Annotated in this window: 21 protein-coding genes; 7 read left to right on the top strand and 14 right to left on the bottom strand. The window is 41.3% G+C overall.

The genetic code is table 11. The features are described 5' to 3' along the window. Nucleotides 1–33 precede the first annotated feature (33 nt). Nucleotides 34–627, top strand: a complete 594-nt coding sequence (locus tag AFM12_RS01850) for a nucleotidyltransferase family protein (protein ID WP_055143574.1) — start codon at nt 34–36, stop codon at nt 625–627. Continuing rightward, a complete protein-coding gene (locus tag AFM12_RS01855; protein ID WP_055143575.1) occupies nt 628–1,533 on the top strand; it encodes a lysophospholipid acyltransferase family protein in 906 nt (301 codons plus the stop codon). A gap of 7 nt (nt 1,534–1,540) precedes the next feature. Here AFM12_RS01855 and AFM12_RS01860 read toward each other — a convergent pair whose 3' ends face one another. From AFM12_RS01860 to AFM12_RS01875, 4 genes are all read right to left on the bottom strand, one after another. After that, nucleotides 1,541–2,167, bottom strand: coding sequence for an L-threonylcarbamoyladenylate synthase (locus AFM12_RS01860; protein ID WP_055143576.1), 627 nt, complete (start codon nt 2,165–2,167; stop codon nt 1,541–1,543). Nucleotides 2,168–2,170: 3 nt separating this feature from the next. Beyond that, a complete protein-coding gene (locus AFM12_RS01865; RefSeq protein ID WP_055143577.1) occupies nt 2,171–3,481 on the bottom strand; it encodes an amidohydrolase in 1,311 nt (436 codons plus the stop codon). Further along, on the bottom strand, nt 3,478–3,663 hold the full coding sequence (locus tag AFM12_RS01870) for a hypothetical protein (RefSeq protein WP_055143578.1): 186 nt from the start codon (nt 3,661–3,663) through the stop codon (nt 3,478–3,480). Before AFM12_RS01870 ends, AFM12_RS01865 begins: the two co-directional genes overlap by 4 nt. A gap of 72 nt (nt 3,664–3,735) precedes the next feature. Then, complete coding sequence (locus tag AFM12_RS01875) at nt 3,736–4,347, bottom strand: glycerophosphodiester phosphodiesterase family protein (RefSeq protein ID WP_055143579.1); 612 nt, start codon at nt 4,345–4,347, stop codon at nt 3,736–3,738. Between the two features lie 43 nt (nt 4,348–4,390). On the opposite strand from AFM12_RS01875, the gene AFM12_RS01880 reads away from it, so the two are divergent. Continuing rightward, nucleotides 4,391–7,228, top strand: coding sequence for a hypothetical protein (locus AFM12_RS01880; RefSeq protein WP_055143580.1), 2,838 nt, complete (start codon nt 4,391–4,393; stop codon nt 7,226–7,228). A 125-nt stretch (nt 7,229–7,353) separates the two neighbouring features. Here AFM12_RS01880 and leuS read toward each other — a convergent pair whose 3' ends face one another. The 4 genes from leuS to AFM12_RS01900 form a co-directional block, all read right to left on the bottom strand. Beyond that, on the bottom strand, nt 7,354–10,149 hold the full coding sequence (leuS, locus tag AFM12_RS01885) for a leucine--tRNA ligase (protein ID WP_055143581.1): 2,796 nt from the start codon (nt 10,147–10,149) through the stop codon (nt 7,354–7,356). 90 nt (nt 10,150–10,239) lie between these two features. Then, nucleotides 10,240–11,217, bottom strand: a complete 978-nt coding sequence (locus AFM12_RS01890; RefSeq protein WP_055143582.1) for a sugar phosphate isomerase/epimerase family protein — start codon at nt 11,215–11,217, stop codon at nt 10,240–10,242. 12 nt (nt 11,218–11,229) lie between these two features. Then, nucleotides 11,230–12,573 (bottom strand): Gfo/Idh/MocA family protein, encoded by a 1,344-nt coding sequence (locus AFM12_RS01895; RefSeq protein WP_055143583.1) that lies wholly within the window; start codon nt 12,571–12,573, stop codon nt 11,230–11,232. Between the two features lie 15 nt (nt 12,574–12,588). Further along, complete coding sequence (locus AFM12_RS01900; RefSeq protein WP_055143584.1) at nt 12,589–13,104, bottom strand: DUF5004 domain-containing protein; 516 nt, start codon at nt 13,102–13,104, stop codon at nt 12,589–12,591. 278 nt (nt 13,105–13,382) lie between these two features. Here AFM12_RS01900 and AFM12_RS01905 point away from each other — a divergent pair, with 278 nt between their 5' ends. Both AFM12_RS01905 and folE read left to right on the top strand, forming a co-directional pair. Continuing rightward, on the top strand, nt 13,383–13,799 hold the full coding sequence (locus AFM12_RS01905) for a 6-pyruvoyl trahydropterin synthase family protein (RefSeq protein WP_055145053.1): 417 nt from the start codon (nt 13,383–13,385) through the stop codon (nt 13,797–13,799). Further along, nucleotides 13,762–14,472 carry a GTP cyclohydrolase I FolE gene (folE, locus tag AFM12_RS01910; RefSeq protein WP_055143585.1) on the top strand — a complete coding sequence of 237 codons (711 nt, stop codon included), beginning with the start codon at nt 13,762–13,764 and terminating at the stop codon, nt 14,470–14,472. The genes AFM12_RS01905 and folE overlap by 38 nt, the downstream gene beginning before the upstream one ends. A gap of 77 nt (nt 14,473–14,549) precedes the next feature. Here folE and AFM12_RS01915 read toward each other — a convergent pair whose 3' ends face one another. From AFM12_RS01915 to AFM12_RS01925, 3 genes are read right to left on the bottom strand one after another with little or no spacing between them, the layout of a single operon-like run. Further along, nucleotides 14,550–15,239: a 3-keto-disaccharide hydrolase gene (locus tag AFM12_RS01915; RefSeq protein WP_055143586.1), complete on the bottom strand. Its 690-nt coding sequence runs from the start codon at nt 15,237–15,239 to the stop codon at nt 14,550–14,552. A 35-nt stretch (nt 15,240–15,274) separates the two neighbouring features. Continuing rightward, entirely contained in the window at nt 15,275–16,051 is a 777-nt protein-coding gene (locus tag AFM12_RS01920; protein WP_157687257.1) for a 3-keto-disaccharide hydrolase, read from the bottom strand. Between the two features lie 9 nt (nt 16,052–16,060). Further along, a complete protein-coding gene (locus AFM12_RS01925) occupies nt 16,061–17,038 on the bottom strand; it encodes a cation diffusion facilitator family transporter (RefSeq protein WP_082391155.1) in 978 nt (325 codons plus the stop codon). Between the two features lie 74 nt (nt 17,039–17,112). Here AFM12_RS01925 and AFM12_RS01930 point away from each other — a divergent pair, with 74 nt between their 5' ends. Continuing rightward, a complete protein-coding gene (locus AFM12_RS01930) occupies nt 17,113–17,667 on the top strand; it encodes an NUDIX domain-containing protein (protein WP_055143588.1) in 555 nt (184 codons plus the stop codon). On the opposite strand, the gene surE is transcribed toward AFM12_RS01930, so the two are convergent. The 3 genes from surE to trhO all read right to left on the bottom strand — a co-directional run bounded on the left by surE (nt 17,664) and on the right by trhO (nt 21,060). Continuing rightward, complete coding sequence (surE, locus tag AFM12_RS01935) at nt 17,664–18,434, bottom strand: 5'/3'-nucleotidase SurE (protein ID WP_055143589.1); 771 nt, start codon at nt 18,432–18,434, stop codon at nt 17,664–17,666. The genes AFM12_RS01930 and surE overlap by 4 nt on opposite strands. A 41-nt stretch (nt 18,435–18,475) precedes the next feature. Beyond that, nucleotides 18,476–19,975, bottom strand: a complete 1,500-nt coding sequence (locus tag AFM12_RS01940) for a carboxylesterase/lipase family protein (RefSeq protein ID WP_055143590.1) — start codon at nt 19,973–19,975, stop codon at nt 18,476–18,478. Between the two features lie 98 nt (nt 19,976–20,073). Then, a complete protein-coding gene (gene trhO / locus AFM12_RS01945; protein ID WP_055143591.1) occupies nt 20,074–21,060 on the bottom strand; it encodes an oxygen-dependent tRNA uridine(34) hydroxylase TrhO in 987 nt (328 codons plus the stop codon). A 103-nt stretch (nt 21,061–21,163) separates the two neighbouring features. Between trhO and AFM12_RS01950 the strand changes: the two genes are divergently transcribed. Then, a complete protein-coding gene (locus AFM12_RS01950) occupies nt 21,164–21,793 on the top strand; it encodes a deoxynucleoside kinase (protein ID WP_055143592.1) in 630 nt (209 codons plus the stop codon). Nucleotides 21,794–21,808: the final 15 nt, after the last annotated feature.

Here is a 21,808-nt window from a genome sequence, read left to right on the forward strand (position 1 = left end):
GATTTTCTCGTAATTTGCAACAAATATAAACAGATGGAGGTAGGAATCATAATTTTGGCAGCCGGAGAATCGAAAAGAATGGGAATTCCTAAACAATTACTCGACGTAAATGGTAAATCATTACTACTAAATGTAATTGACTCAGCCTTAGATACTTCGTGCTATCCGGTTACGGTGGTAGTAGGTGCACATAAAAAGGCAATCGTTCCGGTTTTGAAAGACTTACCTATCAATATTGTAGATAATCCAAGGTGGGAATCGGGCATGGCCGGTTCGATCAAAATGGGTATGGTGGGTAGTTACTTATTGTCCAAAACTATAGAAGCAGTGATTATCACAACATCAGATATGCCCGAGGTTAGTTCATCTGTTTTAAAAACTTTGATTGAGAAAGCCAGAGCAACTAACGCTAATATCATAACGAGTAAGTATAACGATGCCATTGGCGTGCCTGCGTTAATCAAAAGGCCGTTTTTTGAGGAATTACTCAATCTTGAAGGTGATCAGGGAGCAAGGCAAATTTTCAAGAAGTATAAAAATGAACTGGTTTCTATTGATTTTAATGGCGGAGCCATTGACCTTGACACCAAAGAAGACTACTATAACTACGTTAATTCTCAAAACTAGATGAAGGCTATCGCCTACTACCTTTCCTTACCTTTTATCTATTTCTTTTCATATCTGCCATTTCCGGTATTATATGTTTTATCTGATATTCTGGTTTTTCCCCTTCTCTATTATGTGACCGGTTACAGAAGAAAAGTTGTCTTTACTAACCTCCAAAACTCTTTTCCTGATAAATCAGAGAAAGAGTTAAGAGAAATTGAAAAGAAGTTCTACCGATACCTGGCAGACCTTTTTATGGAAACGGTCAAATTCTTTACCATAAGCGAATCTGAACTTAAAAGGAGGTATGTTTTCAGAAATCCTGAAATAGCCGATCAATGGTATGAAGAAGGGAGAAATATAGTGTACACACTGGGCCATTACGGCAATTATGAGTGGATGGCTCTGGCCCTTGATTTTGCGATAAAGCACAGAGGTAAAGGGCCTTTCAGAGAAATGAGTAATCCTTATTTTAATCAGCTTTTTTGGCGTTCCAGAGCTCGTTTTGGTACAGAGCTTTATCCAACCTATAAAACCATGGAGGCGATCAGAAAACCTTCTGAGGAGCCCTATCTCGTTGCACTCGCTAATGATCAGTCGGCTCCACCTGACAAGTCATATTGGACTACTTTTCTGAATCAGGATACTTCCTTTTTTGTAGGTACAGAGAAAATTGCCAGGACTTTTAATATGCCCGTTCTTTTTGCGGCTATCAGCAGAATTAAGCGGGGATATTACGAAATCAATTTTAAGGTAATAACTCACACTCCCCAAGAGGAGCCCGAGGGAGATATCATGGAAAAACATGCCCGGTTACTAGAGAATCAAATTCTCAATCAGCCGGAGTATTGGCTTTGGAGCCACAGAAGATGGAAACATAAAAAACCCGAGGGTCTTGATAAAGGTTTTAGTTTTAAGAAAAGATAATGACGACTTAAAGATCATCTAAGTCGCCTAGTCCTTCTCTTACTACTTCCGGGTAATCATCGAGAAAAGACACCACCGTGGAAGGTGTAATTCCACTCCAACCTCCATCAATAATGAGGTCAGCTTTATGTGTATTTTGGTCAATGATTATTTCAATATCATTCGGATATTCAAGAATATCATCAACGTCATCTTTGACCGAAGTAGTGATAATTGGGTTACCTAAGGCATTGACTATAGCCTGGGGGATTGGATGATCTGGTACTCTTATTCCAATATTTTTTCGATTGGATTGGAGCAACTTTGGTAATTTGTTCGTGGCCGGAAGAATGAACGTAAATGGCCCGGGGAATGCCTTTTTCATTACTTTAAAGGCTTTATCACTTACCCTAGCGTAATCGGCAATATCGCTCAAATCACTACATACAATAGAGAAATTGTTTTTCTGAGCTTTCATTCCTTTTAGCTGACTTAATTTTTCGACAGCCCGGTTTTGATAAATATCACAGCCCATGGCATAAACGGTATCCGTCGGGTAAATGATGATTCCACCATCTTTTAATAATCTAACGATCTGATCAATTTTTGAGGGATCAGGATCCGACTCATATATTCTTAAAACCTCTGCGGCCATTTTCTATTTGTTTTGATAATCAAGAACCAGAAAGCAAAATGCCTTAATTCCAAGCCCAAAACCACTCTCATCAAGTCTGAAGTCAGGTGTATGGTGTGCCGGAGCTTCTTCAGGCTTCATTGAAGGGGCCATTCCCCCAAGAAAAAAGAACAACCCTGGTACCTCTCTTGCAAAATAGGAGAAATCTTCCGCTCCCATAACCACTGATTTTTCAACGACATTCTGGTCACCTGCAGCTTCTTTTAAACTTGGCAACATTTGAGTTGTTAAAGCCGGGTCATTTTCTGTGACCGGGTAGCCGGGTTCTATCAGAACTTCGGCAGTGGCTCCCGCACTTTTTGCTATGTTTTCAGCGATTTCTTTGATTCTTCGGTGAACCAGTTCTCTTTGTGCTACTCCCAGTGTTCTGATGGTTCCCACCAATTTTACCTCTTCAGGAATGATATTATGTCGGTTTCCACCATGAATAGAACCTACGCTCACAACAGCTGGTTGATCAATTAATTTGACATTTCGGCTTACTATGGTATTCAGCCCCATAACGATCTGAGAAGCTGTTGAAACAGGATCAACACCCGACCATGGATAAGCTCCATGCGTTTGTTTTCCTTTTACGGTAATGTAGAATTGATCAACTCCGGCCATTGTTGGGCCGGGTCGGTAATGAATTTGCCCGGCCGGTGTTTGCGAATTGATATGCAAACCGAAAGCGACATCTACCTTTGGATTTTCCAGGACACCCTCTGCAACCATCAGGTCAGCTCCAAATCGGATACCTTCTCCAAAAACGCCTTCCTCGGCAGGCTGGAAGATAAACTTGACCGTACCTTTAAGTTCATTTTTATGTTTGGCCAGAATTTCAGCTGTTCCCATGAGAATGGCCATGTGGCTGTCATGACCACAAGCGTGCATCACACCGGTCTCAGAGCCATTGTATATGGTTTTTACCTCCGATTTAAAAGGCAAATCAACTCTTTCAATCACCGGTAAAGCATCCATATCTGCCCTCAAGGCAATCACGGGCCCCTCTTTTGCTCCTTTCAGAAGACCAACTACCCCGGTTTTGGCAACGCCTTCCGTAACCTCTATCCCCAAAGATTTAAGATGCCTGGCAATAATGCCAGCTGTTCTGACTTCCTGATTGCCCAGTTCCGGGTGTTCATGGAAATCTCTTCGCCATTGAATAACTTTTGACTCAATTTCGGCAACTTCATTTTCTATTTCAGACTTCAGCTTCCCCTGACTCATAACATTTTGAAAGGCCAAAAGAGTAAGTACGAGAGCTGAAATCAATGATTTTCTGTTTCTTTTCATTGCTTTGCAATATACTTATTAAGTGTTAATTGAGCCTCTATAGGTCTGTCTGTGGCAAAAATTTGTACGCCGTTTTTATACCAATTAATGTAAGGCTCATTGTTTTTAGATTCAGCCAAAGCATCTAATTTACCCAAGGTACCTAGTATGGTAGGAATTCTTTTTCTTTTAAGAAGTTTCAAAAGTTTTCGGTCCGGGTTTTGTGTCCCTGTAAAAGCGGCAATTCGGTTTGCAGAAATACCAGTGCTGATAAATTATCGGTATTCGTCCATTGAGCGAATTCCTACTGAAATGACGGCTTTTTTTGACAAGTTATTGATAGTCAAAACCTCACTCCAGGAGTAGGTAGTTAGAAGGCAGTTTCCAAAAGAATCCAAAGTTTCTATTTCTTCGATGATCTTTTGATGGGGAATATTTCTTTTGATATCCACGGTAAGCGGGGTTTCTTGATTTGCCCATTGCAGTACTTCATTGAAAGTCGGGATCTTGTAGCTGGTTATATTCCCGAAATTGTCTTTAAGGAAGAAAACGGATAGTTCTTTATAAGTTTTTTCACTCACCAAGCCAGAACCGGTTGATGTTCTTTCCAATGATTCATCATGCATTAAAACGAGGACACTATCTTTGGTCATTCTGACGTCACACTCAATCATAGCTTTTGGCAAAACCTCATGATAATGTTTGAAAGACTCAAGACTGTTCTCCGGCCATCCCTCTTCAAAACCACCACCTCTGTGAATTGATATTTGAACATCTTTGAGGAAACTATTGTCGTAATTAGTGTATTGTTCGGGCTGTTGCAGCTGGCTTGTTTTGCACGAAAAAAAGAAGCAGACTAGCAGCAACGGGCGGATTAAAAATCTCATATTCACTTCAATAAACAGGCTTTGCTTTAAGTTTATGCAATTTATGTTTCGTGTAAAATTTGTCACCAAATTACTTCTTTGTGGCCTTATTCTTATCTCGGTTAAGTTGTTTTCTCAGGAGAGTGTTGAAGTCCTGAACCCTCCGGGACAAAACTGGCAGAAAATAGAGAATGAAAAATCCACCATTATTTATCCGGAAGGGATTGAACATCAGGCCAAAAGGGTGGCAAGTATTGTTGATGATATTGCCAAAAAGCAAAACTCCAGTATTGGTTCAAAAGTGATCAATGTGCCCATTATCTTGCATACGCAAAGCATGGAAGCCAATGGTTTTGTAGCTACAGCCCCCTTCAGATCTGAATTTTATCCTCTTGGAATAGCCGATTGGAATATTACCGGAACAAATAACTGGACTGATCTGCTGGCTATTCATGAGTATCGGCATGTTTTACAATCGAGTAATACGCTGGTTGGAATAACGAAATTGGGTAGAATTCTTACCGGTCAATTTGGTTGGGGAACCATGAGACTTTTGACGTCGCCTAATTGGTTTGCCGAAGGTGATGCAGTAGTTTCTGAGACTGTTTTTACTGATCTGGGTCGAGGTCGCCTTCCCTCATTTACGTTTGAACAAAGAGCTCTGCAACAGGCTGATAAAAAGGTTAGTTATGTTAAAGCCAGACATGGTTCGTATAAAACTCAAATGCCAAGCCATTATCCATTTGGCTATCAAATGGCCCTTTATGCCCGTAAAGAGTTTGGTAATGATATCTGGTCAAAAGTGGTGAGAGACGCCAACCAGTTCGACCGCATTTTCTACCCTTTCAGCGGAGCTTTGAAAAAAAATACGGGACTGCGGCCGAAGCAACTTTACCGGAAAGCTTATGATGAGCTGAACTCAAACTATTCCGAATTGCTTTCAAGTCGGGAGTTTTCAAAATTAATAAATCTCACTGAGCCTCAAAAAACGGTTACAGAGTATTCTTATCCTCATATCTTCAAAGGGCGAATCATTGCAAGAAAAAGTTCCTACAAACAAACAGCTCATCTGGTCTCCATCCATGAAGGTAAGGAGAAAAAGTTGACCGATATCGGACACAATTCTAATGCCTATGTTTCCTATACCGGTTCCAAGGCGGCCTGGGTTGAAATAAAACAAGATCCCTATTATCAAAACAAGGACTTTCAACGCCTCATTATATATGATTTTGAAAAAGATGAAAAGACAATTCATCTTGATGGCAAAAGATTATTCTATGCTGCTTTAAGTCCAGAAGCCGATAAAATCTTCACTATCGAATTTGATATGCAAATGCGGTATTCTCTTAATTTGTATGACAGAGAGAGGGAAGACAAGTTGAGTGAGTTTCTTTTACCTGAAGGATATGAGGTCGCCTATCCTCTTTTTGACAGCATGGATGATAATGTTGTCTATCTCGCGTTAAAATCAAAAGGTAAAGAAAAGTTTGTGGCTTACCGAACTGATTCAAAAACTTTTAGTAACCTGACCGAAGAGTATGCTCATGTCATGATAGAGCCCTCTCAATCCGACACTCATCTTTTTTTTAGAGCTAGTTTTGATGGAATTGACAATATTTATGCTGTGCCAAAAGATGGGAGTAAAAGGATCTCAAAGGTGACCTCAGCCAAAATTGGAGCTGGTTTTCCCTTTGTGAATGGGCAAGAATTAATCTTCTCTGATTATCATGTTAAAGGAAATAATCTGGCCAAGACACCATTGAGCCTTCAACCGTATCAACCGCATTCTCCCAAATCCATGGAAATTTATTCGGCAGTTAATGGTCTGCCCGAAAATGATTTGATTCTGAATCATTTGCCTGATAAAAACTATCAACCTGAGAAATACAATTCGATCATCGGTGGATGGCGATTTCATTCCTGGGGTATTTTGCCAGCCTTCAGTCAGGCCGAAGGACAAGGTTTTCCAGGTTTAAGTCAGGCTGAAGGATTTGTGCGAATGGATAATTTGCTCAGTACACAGGCTCTAAATCTAAATACCACCTATTTTTTAAACGAAGGAGAAACCGAATATGGCTTCGATTACTCTCTGGCAGCATTTTTCCCGGTTATTCAGGTGGGGTATAATTTCAGAGACCGAAGTGTGCCTGCTCCAAGGGGCAATCGATTGCTGGAATTCAAAGAACAGGAAGCCCATGCAGGAATCAGAATTCCATTAGAAACAGTAAAGAATAACTTTACCTACAGTACAAACCTTGGAGCCTTTTGGAAAGGAATTCAACCGTTTCAACAGACAGGGCCTGATTCTTATCTGAATGATCCTTTTGGCCTGTACGAACTGAACGGCTCTTTCTCAGTTCTCAGAAGAAGAGCATACCAAAACCTTCAATCACGTTTTGGAGCCTCTGTAAGTGGGACATTCAGTCAGTCTTTGCAGCAGGGAATGGCGGGCCTGTACAGGTTTGGAGGTACAGTTTATTTGCCAGGTGTTAGTCTGAACCATGGCGTCAGAATCACAGCGGCCACACACTTTGAAAGTCTCGAAAACACCTACCAGTTTCCGGATAATTTTAGCTCAGCCCGAGGATTCGCCGTAGGTGGATTAGAACAGGTAAATCGACTGGCTTTTAACTATCAATTGCCACTATTATATCCTGATTTGGGCATTCCCGGAATAACTTATATCCGTCGACTTAGGGCAAATCTTTTTTATGATGTCGCTGAAATAAGAAACTCCACGGCGAAGACTAACATTGCTTCTGTGGGGATGGAGTTGTTGGCAGATCAGGTAGCACTGAATATTTTACCCATACCAGTCGGTGTCCGTCTTGGCTATCGTTTAAAGAATGATCTCATTAGTTATGACTCGCCATTTTTCATCAATCTGATGATAGGAGAGTAAAAAGTTGAATAGTCTGAAAGTTAAAGAGTTTAGAGGTCAAAGAGTTTGAAAGTTGACCAACAGATAATAAACCAACTTAAAGACTTTATACTTCCAGACTTATAGACTTCCTAAATTTCAGACTTCTACACCACCACGTTCACAATTCTCTTCGGCACCACGATGATTTTTCGAAGGGGCTTTCCATCCATCCATTTGATGACTTCGGCGTTGGCCAGAACTTCTTTCTCGATTTCTTCCTTTGTTGCTTCCGCCGGGAATTGCAACTGTACTCTCACTTTTCCACCAATCTGAATAGGGTAGGTGATACTGTCTTCTTTCAGATAATCAGCATTAAACTCAGGGAATGCAGCTTCAGTAACACTTTTGTCATTACCTAGTTGATGCCAAAGCTCTTCAGAAATGTGCGGAGCATAAGGCGAAAGTATGATCATCAACGCCTCAAGAATGGCTTTTTTATGACATTTCAGGTCGGAAAGCTCATTCACGCAAATCATAAACGTACTTACCGAAGTATTGAAAGAGAAATTCTCAATGTCTTCACCAACTTTTTTGATGGCCTTGTGAAGGGCTTTCAACTCTTCTTTCGTCGGTTCAACTTCGGTTACCAAAGAGTTTTGATCCTGATCAAAGAACAGTCTCCAAAGTTTCTTCAGGAAGCGGGAAGTGCCTTCAATGCCTTTGGTATCCCAAGGTTTTGCTTCTGTCAATGGCCCGAGGAACATCTCATACAAACGCAAAGTGTCGGCTCCGTAACGCTCAACCAGATCGTCTGGATTTACCACGTTAAACTTGGATTTGGACATCTTCTCTACCTCGCTACCGCAGATGTATTTCCCGTTTTCCAGGATAAACTGAGGATCATCTCCAATATCATTTCTGGTGGCTTTGAATTGCTCAATATCCAGAATGTCATTGTCAACAATATTGACATCCACATGTAGCTTGGCGGTATTGTACTCTTTTCTTAATCCGTAGGAAACAAAAGTCGGCTTATCCGCATCTTTCACACGATACACAAAACTTGAACGGCCCTGAATCATTCCCTGATTGATCAGCTTTTTGGCAAACTCCTCTTGTTTTACAAAACCTCTGTCTTTCAGGAATTTATTCCAGAAACGGCTGTACAAAAGGTGACCGGTAGCGTGCTCTGTACCTCCAAGGTAGAGGTCGACATCCTGCCAGTAATCCAGAGCCTCTTTGGATGCAAATTCATTTTCATTTTGCGGGTCCATATAACGGTACCAATACCAGCTACTGCCCGCCCAACCCGGCATGGTGGAAAGCTCATATTCATGCCCCTGGTAATTCCAGTCTTTGGCACGGCCCAGTGGCGGCTCACCGCTCTCGGTCGGTTTATATTCATCAATTTCAGGTAATACCACCGGTAGATCTTTTTGATCAACCAGATAAGGTAGATCGTTTTTGAAATACACCGGCACGGGCTCACCCCAGTAACGTTGACGAGCGAAAACGGCATCACGAAGTCTGTACTGAATTTTCCCTTTTCCAATTTTATTGGCTTCCAGATGTTCAATCAACGTGTTGACAGCATCTGAATAGTTTTTACCCTCGATCATTCCGTGCAGATAAATTCCTTCTTTGGTATCATCGGCAGCCTCCTCAAGGTTTTGCTGAGCATCAGAAACGGCAGGAATCGGCAAATCAAAATGAGTGGCAAAAGCCCAGTCACGCTGGTCTCCACTTGGCACGGCCATTACCGCTCCAGTACCATAACCTGCCAATACATAATCAGCAATCCATACCGGTACTTTTTCACCAGTCAAAGGATGTACGCAGTAAGCTCCTGTGAAGGCTCCTGAAACCGTTTTGACATCAGACATACGATCTAACTCCGATTTTTTCGCAGTTTCAGCGATGTAAGATTCAATGGCCTTTTTTTGCTCAGCAGTCGTAATCTTAGCCACCAATTCATTCTCCGGAGCTAAAACCATAAAGCTTACGCCGTAAATGGTGTCAACTCGAGTGGTGAAAACTTCAACATGATTCACTGTTTCGCCTTCAAGTTCAACTGCATTTTCCAATAGGAATTTCACAGAAGCACCTTTTGAACGACCGATCCAGTTTCGTTGCTGATCTTTTAGGGAAGGTGACCAGTCAACCTGATCAAGACCATCAATCAGACGGTGACAATAGGCCGTAATACGCATCATCCACTGACGCATTTTCTTTTGAATAACCGGATAGCCGCCACGCTCGGAGACTCCATCTTTGACCTCATCGTTGGAAAGTACCATTCCCAGCTCAGGGCAGAAATTCACCACCGAATCAGAGAGATAAGTCATCCGGTAATCCAGAGTGATTTTGTATTGCTCTTCTTCTGAGAATGAGTTCCACTCCTCAGCTGTAAACTCAGGCAAATCATCAGCACAAACGGCGTTTGCGGCAGCAGAGCCACCTTTTGAGAAAAGAGCCTTCAGCGTCTCAATATCTTCGGCTTTATCGGTGTCTTTATTATACCAGCTATTGAAAAGCTGCATAAAAATCCACTGCGTCCATTTGTAATACTCTGGAGAAGATGTTCTTATTTCTCGAGACCAATCGTAACCAAACCCAATGTTTTTGAGCTGTTTGATGTAAGTCTCAATATTTTTCTCCGTCGTAATGGCCGGGTGCTGACCGGTTTGAATGGCGTATTGCTCAGCCGGCAAACCAAAGGAATCAAAGCCCATGGGATGCAGCACATTAAAGCCTTTCAGCTTTTTGTATCTGGCGTAAATGTCAGAGGCGATATACCCTAGCGGGTGACCTACATGAAGCCCGGCACCAGACGGATATGGGAACATGTCAAGCACATAAAATTTGGGTTTAGAAGGGTCAATATCAACCTTATAAGTCTGGTTGTCTTCCCAATATTTCTGCCACTTTTTCTCTATCGTCTGATGTTCGTAAATCGCCATTTTTGCTTCGGATTCTTAAAATTTTGGCAAAAATAGGGAAAATGAACTGAGCATCAACGCGAAAAACTAAAAAGCCGAAGCCCGCTGAGTTTAACTCAAACATGCCTTGGCATAATCCACACATTTTTTCACTTCCTGAACGGCGTCAGAGCCATCCGGAATCGGGTATTCCAGCTCAACAGAAACCGGAATATTATAACCTTTGTCTTTCAAAAGGTTCAAAACCTCACAAATCGGTGTATCGCCGGTGCCCCAGGCCACATTATCTCCTCCGTTTTCTTTGTTTTTGCGATCTTTAAGATGCATGCTGCTGATACGGTCATGATGCTTTTCGATCAGTCTTAACAAACTTTCCGTCGTGTTATCTCCACCTGCTGCGATATAATGGCCGCAATCCAGATTCAACGTATTATATGGAGATTGAGCTAACGCTTCATCCCATAGTGTATCAGTAGCCTGAAGGTGAGCGTGGTAGCCAACAAATACGCCATGTTTTTCGCCAAATTTCCCCAGTCTGGCCGACTGTTCTGAATTTCTTGGAAGCTCCACAGTAACTGAAGGAGAACCTAAAATTTTCGCCACCTTCATGCCGTACTCGATTTCAGCATCGGTATTGTTTTCACCAAAAGTGGAGGGTTTAAATGCATATACTGTTATACCAGCTTTCTTGAGTTTTTTAGCAGCCTTTTTAAAAGGGGCCATTGAAACAGTCGTCCGCCAATTACTTAAATCATTACGGTATTGCTCCATTTGGCTTCTTTCCTCATCGGTGAAAGGTCTTCTGCCGTTGGCAAAAACCTTTCTGAAATCAATTGGGTTTTCAGGTGCTCCGGCAAAACTTTCAATGGGGTCACCCATCAATTCAATGGCATTCATGCCGCATGTTTTGCAATAGGCAATCACTGAATCCAGATCACTTTCCATGCTTCTGAATGAATAGGTGATGGCTCCAATGGGCGGACCAGCCACCGCTGAAGTTTGAAAAAAGGAAGCTAAAGCCTGATTGGCAATCAATGTAGTGCCACCAATGGCAAAACCGGTATTACGTAAAAAGTCTCTTCTGTTCATATTTCTTAGGGTTTAATAATCGTCGTTTAATCCAAAAATTCGCTTGTTTGTTTTCCAGGCACCCCGGGTGAAATCAGGAATCTCTACCGGTGAGCTGCCACGGGCAATAGAAAGCTCCGATAAAGGACTGATGGCCGACCAAACAGCGGCATCGTAAACATCAATCGGAGGAGCTACTTTATTTTTAATGGCCTCAATAAAACCTCTAAGCACAAAGAAGTCAATTCCACCATGTCCTGCATTTTCGGCTGATTCGGCATGCTTTTTCCATAAAGGGTGGTCATATTTCTCGGCATATTCATCAAAAGACTCCCAACGGTGAGCTTTTTCTGAAACATTTTGAAGGTAGATGGAATTGTTATCCCGCATCCAAACGCCTTCTGTGCCTTGTGCCCTAAAACCCAGTGAGTAGGGTCTTGGAGAGTTTGTGTCATGAATGAGTACAATGTTTTCGCCATTCTCGCAAGCAATGGTTGTTGTTACAATGTCACCCAACTTAAATTTGACTTTGGCATTCGGGTGATCTTCGCCGGCCTGGTCAACAATGTGTTTGTGCAGTCCGCGGGCCTTAGTTGCCATGGAAGTCAGATAATTGAACTTGTTACCACGATTAATGTCGAACCAGTGAGCCACAGGACCTAGACCATGGGTGGGGTAGATGTCTCCATTTCGGTCAATGGAGTGTTGCGTACGCCAGCGAGCCTCGGCCAAAGCTTTTTCTCCGAACTCAACACCACCTCCGTTATAGTTTTTTCCGTCATTGAATTTTACATCTCTCAGGTCATGCTGGTAACCACAATGGGCATAGAGCATTTCTCCAAACATTCCTTTCCGAATCATATTCAGAACCGTCATGACATCACGGCGGTAACAAACGTTTTCCAGAATCATACAGTGGGAGCCGGTCTCTTCAGCGGTATTGACTAAGTCCCATGATTCTTGTAAAGTTACCGTTGCTGATACTTCTACGGCAGTATATTTACCTGCTTTCATGCCGTCAACAGCCATAGGTACGTGCCATCTCCATGGAGTGGATATCACAATACCGTCGAGATCTTCCTTTTTGCAAAGCTCTTTATAGGCGTAGTCATTTCCGGTATACACTTGTGGAGCTTTAACTCCTTTGTCTTCAAATAATTTAAGGGTTCTTTTTACTGCATCAGCATCAATATCGCAAATGGCCGGAATTTCAACATCATCTCTGAAAAGGGCCTGCATCACATGGCTGCGGCCTCTGAAACCAGTACCGATAAAGCCAAGTCTTATTTTAGAATCTGACCTTTGACTAAATTTGAAAGGAATGTAAGGCAGAGCGGCTGCTGAGGCTGTCTTTGAGATAAATGATCGTCTGTTCATAGGGTTTAATAGGGCTTATCGATGAAAAATATATTTTACGTTTCTGTACCTCATTTCATTTTCAGGATAGTCTGGTTTGAGACCAGCCCAATGGTAATCGAGAAGAAAAAACATTTCAAAAAATAAGTAGGCCTGAGGACTATCAAGACTAAACTGGTCGTCTTGTGCATCTATTACCGCCGATTGGAAAATCAGGTTGTCTTTTTCTTTTGACACAGTGAATGTTAGCTGAAAATCTTCGTCTGCTACTGTAATTTTTCCAGATGCCCGATTATAAGAATATTGACCTGTAAAGGCATATGCACTGCTTTCAAAGTTGAAAGTGCCATCCTCCTTGAAATCATAGCAAAGTTTGTTGTAACCGTTTTGAGCTATTGATGCATCACTAATTTTGATAGAGTGTAAGTCAGATTCCACATAAATAGACCCAATTTTCCAAAGCCCCAGAAGTTCATTGGGTTTAACCAACGCATCACTCTCGCAGGCTATCAGCAGGACGGATAACAGTAGAAAGGTATATCGTTTAATCATAGGGTTAATTTTCAGCAATTAAATTGAGAAAAAATTATGGTTTATCAGTCGCGAACAGATGTTTAAAATTATTTCGTAGCTCAAAAAAGCTTTAAAAGTATTTTGTCTAACTTTTTATATTAAAAACTTAAACAAAAGTTTTGCGGAGCCGAACCAATTTGAATTCTGAAAATGTTATACCTTCGAATCCTATCGAATTGAGTCAAACAAAACTCGTCGGTTTCATGATGTAGGGTACAAACTTTACCGTGGATCAGGAATCGGAAAATGAAAAACAAGTGAGAAAAAAAGTAGCTGTATTCAGAAGAGAGCATTTCAATGCTGCTCACAGGCTTCATAACCCAGAATGGTCTGATGAAAAAAATCAGGAAGTTTTCGGGAAGTGCAATAATCCGAACTATCACGGCCATAACTACAACCTTGAGGTGAAACTTACAGGTGAAATTGACCCGGCCACGGGCTACGTTTATGATATGAAAATGCTCTCTGATCTTATCAATGAGCATGTTTGTGATCGTTTTGACCATAAAAATCTCAATCTCGATGTGCCTGAGTTCAAAAATTTAAATCCATCTGCAGAAAATATCGTGGTGGTGATTTATGAAATATTAGAGAAAGCAATTAACAATTCAGAGTTGACTTTAAGTGTCAGGCTCTATGAAACTGAAAGAAACTATGTCGAGTACCCAGCATAATGATAGAAAAGTGGACGAGATTGGCGATGACCATATTTCTTCTAACATTTTTGATACTCCATTAAGGCCTGATGCTTTTGAGATGGATGATGAAACAAAAATGGCCAAAATTGAGGAGCATTTTCGAGAAATCATGCACATCATGGGTCTTGATCTTGCTGATGATAGTCTGAACGGGACGCCGCGAAGAGTGGCGAAAATGTACGTGAAAGAGCTGTTTAGTGGTCTAAATCCGAAAAATCTACCTTCACTGACACATTTTAAAAATCATTATAAGTACAAAGACATGCTTGTAGAGCGGGATATCATGTTCCACTCTAACTGTGAGCATCACTTTGTACCTATCGTGGGCAAAGCCCATGTGGCTTATATCGCAAATGGACATGTTATAGGATTGTCAAAATTACACCGGATTGTCAATCACTTTGCCAGAAGGCCTCAGGTTCAGGAGCGTATGACCATTCAGATTGGTGAAGCACTTAAAACTGTTTTAGGTACAGAAAGCGTCGCAGTAATTCTGGATGCAGACCATATGTGTGTTTCTTCAAGAGGAATAAACGATCAAACATCATCTACCGTAACTTCCTTTTACGGAGGCGAGTTTAATAACACGGATACTCGAACTGAGTTTATCAAAATGGTGGGTTTGAGGCAAAATGGGATGAAATATTAAGTCGCTATTACACTTCATAAATAAAAAGAGCGGATCGTTGTAAAACGACCCGCTCTTCTGTTTTAAACCAGATAATATTACAGCTCTCTGATTCGGATATTTCTAAAAGAAACTACATTTCCGTGGTCTTGTAAGCCGATTTTGCCGATAGAATACTTTCCGAAGTGTTCCCAGCCTTTGAATTTGCTGTTTTCTACCATGGCATCCCAACCTTCACCAGAAGTAGGATAGGTGACTGCCAAAACTCCGTTTTGCCAGATGGTAATGATATTGTCTTTTCTTTTGATGGTTACAGAATTCCACTGATCATAAGGTTTTGCGGCTGATGCAGAAGGAATCATGTCATACAGAGAGCCACCTTTACGGTTATTATTCTTGCCCTGTTTGGCATCAGGGTGATTTTCATCATCAAGTACCTGAATTTCAGGGCCACTCATGTATGGAGTATGCAATTTTTGGTCTTCAATAACACCGTAAAAAATTCCACTATTGCCGCCTTTTCCGATTTTCCACTCGAGCTGAAGCTCAAAATCTTCATAGTCCTCGTTGGTAACAATATCATTTACATTCCAGTCACTGCTTCCGTTTGGGTCAAAAACAAAAGCTCCCTCTTTATCGATTGTCCATTTGCTACTTACAGGTTCGCCAGGATGATTATAAACATGCCAGTGATCAAAGGTGCCGTCAGAGAGATTTGTCCACGCACTTTGAGCTGTTAATTGAAATGAAAAAAAGAGGGCAGAAAGAATGAGTAAATACTTCTTCATTGATTGAAATTAGAGTTTGATTGTTTAACTCAAAATTAGAGTTCTAAAATTTTAATATTTCTAAAAGTAACACCATTTGACCAATATTGAAGACCAATATGCCCTTTTTCAAACTTTCCGAAATCCGGGGAATCTTTGAATTCGCTGTGTGCTATCATTTCGGTCCAGTCTGGTTCATTCATATCTACCTCACTGGAGATTTCGCCATTAAGCCAGAATGAAATGCGGCCGTCCATTTGTTGAATGCGGGCTTCATTCCATTCGCCTGTAGGATTCGGTTTAGGGTCCTCTCCATATGAGCAGAATCCATATACTGCTCCACTCCAGCGTGTTGGGTTTTTGTAGAAGTTGCCTTCTTCCAGGAGCTTATGATCCAGTATTTGATACTCAAGCCCTGTGTTCCATGATTCTTTATATTTCGGATCTTCCTGTACATTAATAAAAACCCCACTATTACCTCTGTTGCTGATTTTCCAGTCAAACTTTAGCTCAAAGTTTTTGAATTGGCGATCAGTAATAAGATCACCGTGTTTAACATCAATGGTATAAGGATAACAGCCTAATTCTCCATCTTTTACAAACCAGGCTGAAGGTACCTTACCACGATTATATAAATGCCAGCCCTGCATAGATTTACCGTCAAATAGCAGCTCCCAGCCCTGAGCCTTTTCATTTTCTGTCAAAACATTGTGCGGGCTCAGCTCACCCTCACATGAGATAGCGATAAAGCTGCCAAAAAGAATTGAAGTGATTAGTTGATAAAAGGGCTTCATTATTTCTATTTCAATAGATAGTTCCGGGGTTAGGTTCAAAGGTTAAAATTAATAATCGAAATGTTTTACATTGGACAAAATTCGTTCTTCTGTCCATATTTTTTTTCCAGTAAACTGCTCTTTTCTGACACTACAATTCTTTATCATGCAATAGTGACAACATTGGGGTATACAGGGGTCACTATGTATGAAGATTTCAACCTCAAAAGGATAATTGCTTTGTACCATCCGTTCAAATCGGGTGACTTCCTCGTGAGCATCTTCAAGGCTCAAATAATAAGGCAATGTCAGGTGACAATCTACATGAATGTCAGGTCCGTATTTCTGGACTCTAAGGTTGTGAACATCTATCCAACGGTCCTCTCTGTTTTTATTCAGGATTTCTAAAAGCTGTACAAAAGTCTTTTCATCAAGTTCATCCATCAGGCCACTGATTGATTTTTTGACAATCCGGTAGCCGTTATAGATGATAATTACAGCTAGAATGAGGGCCAAAATGCCATCGATATAGGTCTTTTGAGTCAGTTTGACCAGAAACAAACCTGCGATCAGGATTACAGTACTAAGTGCATCCACCATGAGGTGTTTGCCATCGGCCTGCAGGGCAATGGAGTCATTTTTCTTGCCAATGTTGATAAGGTAAAGTCCCACACCGGCATTAATAACCATAGTTATAGCCACCAGCCAGATGCCTTCATTCAGGTGACTTACTTCGTTAGGTACAAAAAATGAATAAATTGTCGGCCCAATCATGAGTAACCCGGCAAGAATAATCAAAGTGCCTTCAAGGCCGGAGGAGAAAAATTCTACTTTCCCATGCCCGTAGGGATGATTTCGGTCTTTTGGCTGACTTGCCAGATAAATAGAATAGAAAGCAAAAGCTGCAGCAGCTACATTAACGACAGATTCAAGAGCATCAGTCAGAATTGCCTTTGAGTCTGTTAAATAATAGGCCACAAACTTGATGGCCATTAATAGCAGACCCACAATCAGGGAGACTCCAATAGCTTTTTTATTACTGTTCAAAAGTTTTTTCTAAGAAACCGAGGACAAATATATACAGACCCTTAAACTTAAGAAAATACCCTATTTTCGCAGATATGAACGAGCAAAAAAATCCCTGGACTACGATCAGAGAAGAAGTGGTTTATGCCAACAACTGGATAGAGGTTGTGCACAAAGATGTCTTAAATCCAAACGGAAATCCGGGGGTATACGGACAGGTTAATTTTAAGAATATTGCCATTGGGGTAATTCCCGTGGATGAAGAAGGCAACACTTGGCTGGTAGGTCAATACCGCTTTCCTTTGGAAGAATACAGCTGGGAAATACCCGAAGGTGGTTGCCCCGAAGGTGAAAATATGTTAGATGCTGCTAAAAGAGAGTTAAAAGAAGAAACCGGTATGGAAGCCGGCTCTTATGAAATGATCTGTAAGATTCACACTTCAAATTCAGTGTGTAAAGAAGTGGCTTATATCTATTTGGCCAAAGACCTTAAGCAAGGTAAAGCAGAACCTGAAGATACCGAACAGTTAGTTGTAAAGAAGGTCAAGCTTTCGGAAGCCATTCAAATGGTCATGGAAAACAAAATTACGGACTCAATGAGTGTAGCAGGGCTTTTGAAAGCCGAGCGTTTTCTCAAAGGAGAGGTTTAGAACTTCCAGCCTTTTAAGGTTTCAATGGCTTCATAGTCAGTCATGTCTGTTTTACAAGGCACTATACCGACATAATTGTTTTCCATGCACCATACGTCGGTGTCCTGACTTTCAGGTTCATGATTGATGAACTCGCCACCCATCCAGAAATACGGGCGACCGTGTGGATCCTCACGGGCATCAAACTCTTCTTTCCAAAAACCGTTAGTCTGACGCACCACTTTCATTCCTTTTATTGGCTCTTCTGATTTTTTCGGGAAATTGACATTCAGAGCTCTATGCTTTGGTAAACCGTTTTTGATAGTTGCCTCACAAACTTTTCTGATAAAAGGCATGGTGTGTGAGAAGTCTGCGTCGTAATGAAAATCGTCAATGGAGAAACCAACTGCAGAAATGCCTTCAATTGAAGCCTCTCTGGCCGCGGCCATTGTTCCACTATAAATAACAGATATTGAAGCATTATGCCCATGATTAACTCCACTCACAACGAGGTCAATTTTTCGGCCTTTAAGCAAGTGATGTTTGGCTAGCTTAACACAATCTGCCGGTGTACCACTACATTCGTAGGCGTCAATATCACCGAAAATATTTGATTTTTTGATATGTATAGTGCTGTCAACGGTAATGGCATGACCCATTCCTGAATTTGGGCTGTCAGGTGCTACTACAAAAACTTCCCCTATTTCTTTTACAACAGAAATCAGAGACGCAATACCTTTAGAAGTGATACCATCGTCATTGGTAACAAGAATAAGTGGTTTTGACATGTATTATAAAATTTCAGAATGTTGATGAAGTGTGAGTCGATTTATTTTGTCAATAGTTCAAACTCTTTTGCATAATAATTTTCTCTCCCCGCGATCTCATTATCTACAACCTGGACATAACCATTGTCTTCCGTATAATTTTTCCATTCAGGTAGGCCCTCAGCATTTGGGTTGCCTGTTTTAATGAAATTCAGATAATAACTTGATAAAACCTCCTGAACTTTCATGTCATGGTCTTGCCAAGGTCTGTCCCAGGTGTGCAGATTCCTTAGTGCATAGGGTACATCTGAGGTGTGAAACGCACCATAATGTGGAAAATCAGGCTTATCAGTAGGTGCGTGTGCTACCTCATAAACAAACACAGGCTCATTGCTACTCAATGCCAGTTTTCTGGCAGGAACACCAGCAAAGCCGAGAGTGCTGATTCGTGTTTGCATTTTTGCAGCATCTTCATCTGTTTCCGCATTAAATACTGTCAGGTACTCGTCTGCATTTTCGGAATATCTTTCTTTGATGTTGTTTGTGTATTGCTCCAGTGTCATTTGGGGCCCAGCCAAAAATCCACCGTCGTCCTTTGTCCAACCAGTTAGTACCGGAACCACACTGGCCTTATTTTCATATGCCCCCTCAGGTAACATATAACCATCGGTAACCAATGCAAATCTCCCCTGAACTTTGCTAACTGCTTCCTGAATTTGTTCCGAAGACATAGATCGCATGTCTGCAAGGTCTTCAGCTCCAAGGGCTTCCTGTAGCTGTACACCGAGAGCATCAGCATCAGCCTGTGCAAATGTCCTCAAAGCAGCTCCATATCCACCACTCATTGCTATGGCCTTATTGAATAAACCTTTGGCTAATGGAGAAGCCATTAATGCATGAACAGCCATTGATCCAGCAGATTGCCCCCCAATAGTCACATTCTCCGGATCTCCACCGAAAGCTTCTATGTTTTCCTGTACCCATTTCAGGCCAGCTACCTGATCTAGCAAACCATAATTACCGCTATGACCACCCTGTTCTTCAGTAAGTTCAGGATGTGACATAAAGCCTAGCGGGCCAACTCGGTAGTTCAGACTAACGAAAACAACACCGTCCTTTGCATATTCTTCACCATCATAAATGTCGCAGGCGGTAGAGCCTGAGTTAAACCCGCCTCCGTAAATCCAAACAAATACAGGTCGCTTTTCGTCGGTGTTTTTAGCTCCTGTCCAAACATTCAGGTAAAGACAGTCTTCAGAAAGTGGTTCTGGCGGAGCAATAAACTCTTTCGACCAGCAATAAAACGGCTGCGGATTATTTTGAAATGGACTCGCAGAAAAAGCTTTTGTTTCTTTGATTCCATCCCAGGATTCCAGAGGTTGTGGCTCTTTCCAGCGTAAATCACCCACGGGTGGTGCCGCAAAGGGTATTCCTTTATAAATGTGCAGATTGTCTTTGGTATAGCCTTCTATCTGGCCACCTTCAACGTTAACAACTTCAGCAATTTCAGGTTGGCAAGAGGCCAGGATTGCTACAGAGAAAAGAAGTAAAATGTATTTCATGAAAATAGTTTATAGGGTTTTGGTCAAAGTTAAAGAAAACTCAGATTGAGTAAACCATTTGACAAATAAAAGCCCCCTGTTTTCAGGAGGCTAAAATTTTATTCGCATAAACCGAGTTTTTCGACGATATGGAGCTTTTTGGTGTTCTTTCTCGTTCGGGCGGCAATTTCAGGTTTGTATCCGGTTTTATCTTTTTGATAATATCCGGTACCGTCATAAGGTCGCTTTTTCGGATGCTCCTTACATTCGGCAGAGCAGGCACCTTCCATTTCTTCCCCACACTTTTCACACATGGGCATGTGCTCGTTGCACTCGGGGTTGGCACAATTGACCATCCGGTCGCATTTTTCGCCACAAACATGGCAGGTTGAAATTACTTCAGGGTTCACTTTATTGACATCCGTTGTTAAACGTCCATCAAATACGTAGCATTTTCCGTCAAAGTTCTCTCCACCTTCCTCTAAACCATATTTAATAATACCACCATGAAGCTGATAAACATTTTCAAAACCCTGCTGCAGCAAATATGCTGACGCCTTTTCACATTTTATTCCGCCCGTGCAGTAAGTGATTACCTTTTTATTTTTCAAATGCTCAATTTCATGCATATGATCAGGCAACTCCCTAAGGTTTTCCATGTCAAAAGTTACGGCACCTTTGAAACGCCCAACATTATGTTCGTAATTCGATCGCATGTCAACCAACACCACGTCCTCATCGTTCAGCATTTGCTTGAATTCGGCAGGTTCAAGGTGTTTTCCGGTTTGTATTCTTGGATCAACCGGTAACTCAGAGTGAACGATTTCCTTCTTGATTCTCACATAAAGCTTCTTGAAAGCGTGGCCTTCATGTTTTTCCACTTTAAAGTCAATAGTTGTAAAACGAGGGTCAGACTTTACCCACTTCATGTAAGCTTCGCAATTCTCTTTTGTACCTGAAACCGTACCATTAAGACCTTCGGGGGCCACAATGATTCGCCCGAGTAATTCATTATCAAGACAAAATTGGTGGTGTATGTCCCGATACTCCACAACATTTTCTATAGGTGAATAGATGTAGTACAATAAAACGCTGAACTCCTGCATACTATCAAACTGATTTGGGCTGCAAAATTACAAAAGGCTTTACGGAATTCTATGATTGCTGACAGCAAAAGCCCTATTTTTGCAAAAAAACAAGCTCTGAATTATGCATATTGCCATCACCGGGAATATCGGTGCCGGAAAAACCACATTAGCTGAGAAACTTGCTGAACATTATGGATGGGAGGTGTATTATGAGGCAGTAGATGGAAATCCTTACCTTGCTCCCTTCTACAGCGATATGCAGAAATGGTCGTTTCACCTCCAGGTTTTCTTTCTCAATAGTCGTTTTGAGCAGGTATTGAAGATAAAATCAAAAGAAGATCAGACGATAATTCAGGATAGAACCATCTATGAAGACGCCTACATCTTTGCTCAGAATTTGTATGAATCAGGTCACTTGAATGAAACAGACTTTCAAACGTACAGATCACTATTTGAAACTATCATGCAGGCTATCACACCGCCTGATTTGATGATTTACCTAAAAGCAGATATTCCCAAACTTGTAAGTCAAATAAAACTTCGTGGTCGCGATTATGAGGCGACAATCGACCCAAACTATCTTCATAGCCTGAATCAGCTTTATGAACAGTTTACAGATAAATATGATCATGGAAAGCTGATTGAAATTGATGTTAACGAGCTTGATTTTGTAAGTAATCAGGACCATTTTCTACATATCACGAAGCAAATTGAGAAAAATGTAAACCTTGGTAAACAGCTCAAGATTTAACAACTATTAAATAGT

The sequence above is a fragment of the Jiulongibacter sediminis genome, assembly GCF_001306455.1.
GTDB lineage: Bacteria > Bacteroidota > Bacteroidia > Cytophagales > Spirosomataceae > Jiulongibacter > Jiulongibacter sediminis.